The sequence below is a fragment of the Bacillus sp. 7705b genome, from assembly GCF_002289525.1.
Taxonomy (GTDB): domain Bacteria; phylum Bacillota; class Bacilli; order Bacillales; family Bacillaceae; genus Bacillus; species Bacillus halotolerans.
In genome coordinates this window covers 1-2,358 of record NZ_NSDH01000062.1, presented here as the reverse complement: position 1 = coordinate 2,358, position 2,358 = coordinate 1, and the positions used below count along the sequence as shown (strand labels likewise).

At 43.3% G+C, this 2,358-nt stretch carries 5 protein-coding genes; all 5 read left to right on the top strand.

All coding sequences use genetic code 11. The features are described 5' to 3' along the window. Window positions 1–226 (top strand): 50S ribosomal protein L23 (gene rplW, locus CJU60_RS20460; protein WP_095714787.1); only part of this gene is annotated, 226 nt, incomplete at its 5' end. Between the two features lie 31 nt (window positions 227–257). Beyond that, on the top strand, window positions 258–1,091 hold the full coding sequence (gene rplB, locus CJU60_RS20455) for a 50S ribosomal protein L2 (protein WP_003225795.1): 834 nt from the start codon (window positions 258–260) through the stop codon (window positions 1,089–1,091). A gap of 57 nt (window positions 1,092–1,148) precedes the next feature. Further along, window positions 1,149–1,427, top strand: coding sequence for a 30S ribosomal protein S19 (rpsS, locus tag CJU60_RS20450; protein WP_003156472.1), 279 nt, complete (start codon window positions 1,149–1,151; stop codon window positions 1,425–1,427). Window positions 1,428–1,443: 16 nt separating this feature from the next. Further along, a complete protein-coding gene (gene rplV, locus CJU60_RS20445) occupies window positions 1,444–1,785 on the top strand; it encodes a 50S ribosomal protein L22 (protein ID WP_003156475.1) in 342 nt (113 codons plus the stop codon). A 3-nt stretch (window positions 1,786–1,788) separates the two neighbouring features. Continuing rightward, window positions 1,789–2,358 (top strand): 30S ribosomal protein S3 (gene rpsC / locus CJU60_RS20440; RefSeq protein ID WP_095714786.1); only part of this gene is annotated, 570 nt, incomplete at its 3' end.

The following is a 2,358-nucleotide window of genomic DNA, read 5'->3' as shown; positions in this document are numbered from 1 at the left end:
GGCTGAAAAGAAATATACTTTTGAAGTTGATGTAAGAGCTAACAAAACAGAAGTGAAAGACGCGGTTGAAAGCATCTTTGGAGTGAAAGTTGACAAAGTCAACATCATGAACTACAAAGGTAAATCAAAACGTGTCGGACGCTACACTGGTATGACTAGCCGTCGCAGAAAAGCGATCGTAAAACTTACTGCAGACAGCAAAGAAATCGAAATTTTTGAAGCTTAATTATCTGTAAAAAGAAGGAGGGAAATTCAAAATGGCGATTAAAAAGTATAAACCGACCTCTAATGGACGTCGTGGCATGACAACTTCAGATTTTGCTGAAATCACGACTGACAAGCCGGAAAAATCCTTGCTTGCTCCCCTTCACAAAAAAGGCGGACGTAACAACCAAGGTAAATTGACTGTACGTCACCAAGGTGGCGGACATAAACGCCAATACCGTGTTATCGACTTCAAACGCGATAAAGATGGTATACCTGGACGCGTTGCTACAGTTGAATACGATCCAAACCGTTCAGCTAACATCGCTCTAATCAACTATGCAGACGGAGAAAAACGTTACATTCTTGCTCCAAAAGGAATTCAAGTGGGTACTGAAATCATGTCAGGTCCAGAAGCTGACATCAAAGTAGGTAATGCACTTCCACTTATCAACATCCCTGTTGGTACAGTTGTGCATAACATTGAATTAAAACCTGGAAAAGGCGGACAGCTTGTACGTTCAGCTGGTACATCTGCTCAGGTTCTTGGTAAAGAAGGTAAATACGTTCTTGTACGTCTTAACTCTGGAGAAGTTCGCATGATTCTTTCTGCTTGCCGTGCTTCTATCGGTCAAGTAGGTAACGAACAGCACGAACTTATCAACATTGGTAAAGCTGGACGTTCTCGCTGGAAAGGCATCCGTCCAACAGTTCGTGGTTCTGTAATGAACCCTAACGATCACCCACACGGTGGTGGTGAAGGACGTGCGCCAATCGGACGTAAATCACCAATGTCTCCATGGGGCAAACCAACTCTTGGATTCAAGACACGTAAGAAAAAGAACAAATCTGATAAATTTATCGTACGTCGTCGCAAAAATAAATAACGGGGTTGTCTACGGTTCACTTCGGACCGTAGTGCAATCACGAAGGGAGGTTCCAAAATGGCTCGCAGCTTGAAAAAAGGACCATTTGTCGATGGACACTTGATGACAAAAATCGAGAAATTAAATGAAACAGACAAGAAACAAGTCGTAAAAACTTGGTCTCGTCGTTCTACTATTTTCCCACAGTTTATTGGTCACACAATCGCAGTCTATGACGGACGTAAACATGTGCCTGTATTCATCTCTGAAGATATGGTAGGGCATAAGTTGGGTGAATTCGCTCCAACTCGTACGTACAAAGGTCATGCTAGTGATGACAAAAAAACAAGACGCTAAGAGAGGAGGCTTTTAAATGCAAGCTAAAGCTGTTGCAAGAACAGTCCGTATTGCTCCTCGTAAAGCACGTCTAGTAATGGACCTGATTCGAGGCAAGCAAGTAGGTGAAGCAGTGTCAATCTTGAACCTAACACCGAGAGCTGCTTCTCCAATTATCGAGAAAGTATTAAAATCCGCTATTGCAAATGCTGAGCATAACTATGAAATGGACGCTAATAACCTGGTTATTTCTCAAGCATTCGTTGACGAAGGCCCTACGTTAAAAAGATTCCGCCCACGTGCTATGGGACGTGCGAGCCAAATCAACAAACGTACGAGCCACATTACAATCGTTGTATCAGAAAAGAAGGAGGGATAAGTAGTGGGTCAAAAGGTAAATCCAGTCGGTCTTCGTATCGGAGTCATTCGTGATTGGGAATCTAAGTGGTACGCTGGTAAAGATTACGCTGACTTCCTGCACGAAGATTTAAGAATTCGTGAATACATTAGCAAACGACTTTCTGACGCTTCTGTTTCTAAAGTTGAAATCGAGCGCGCAGCAAATCGTGTTAACATTACGATCCACACAGCTAAGCCTGGTATGGTTATCGGTAAAGGCGGTTCTGAAGTTGAAGCACTTCGTAAAGCCCTTAACAGCCTTACTGGCAAGCGTGTACACATTAACATTCTTGAAATCAAAAGAGCAGATCTTGATGCACAGCTAGTTGCTGACAACATCGCTCGTCAATTAGAAAACCGTGTTTCTTTCCGCCGTGCGCAGAAACAACAAATCCAACGCACAATGCGTGCTGGAGCACAAGGTGTGAAAACAATGGTTTCTGGTCGTCTTGGCGGTGCAGATATCGCTCGTTCTGAATACTACAGTGAAGGAACTGTTCCATTGCACACATTACGTGCGGACATTGACTATGCAACATCTGAAGCTGACACT

Bases quoted from the DNA above. Each gene is read 5' to 3' on its own strand.
- rplB (WP_003225795.1), top strand. From the start codon at position 258: ATGGCGATTAAAAAGTATAAACCGACCTCTAATGGACGTCGTGGCATG.
- rpsS (WP_003156472.1), top strand. From the start codon at position 1,149: ATGGCTCGCAGCTTGAAAAAAGGACCATTTGTCGATGGACACTTGATG.
- rplV (WP_003156475.1), top strand. From the start codon at position 1,444: ATGCAAGCTAAAGCTGTTGCAAGAACAGTCCGTATTGCTCCTCGTAAA.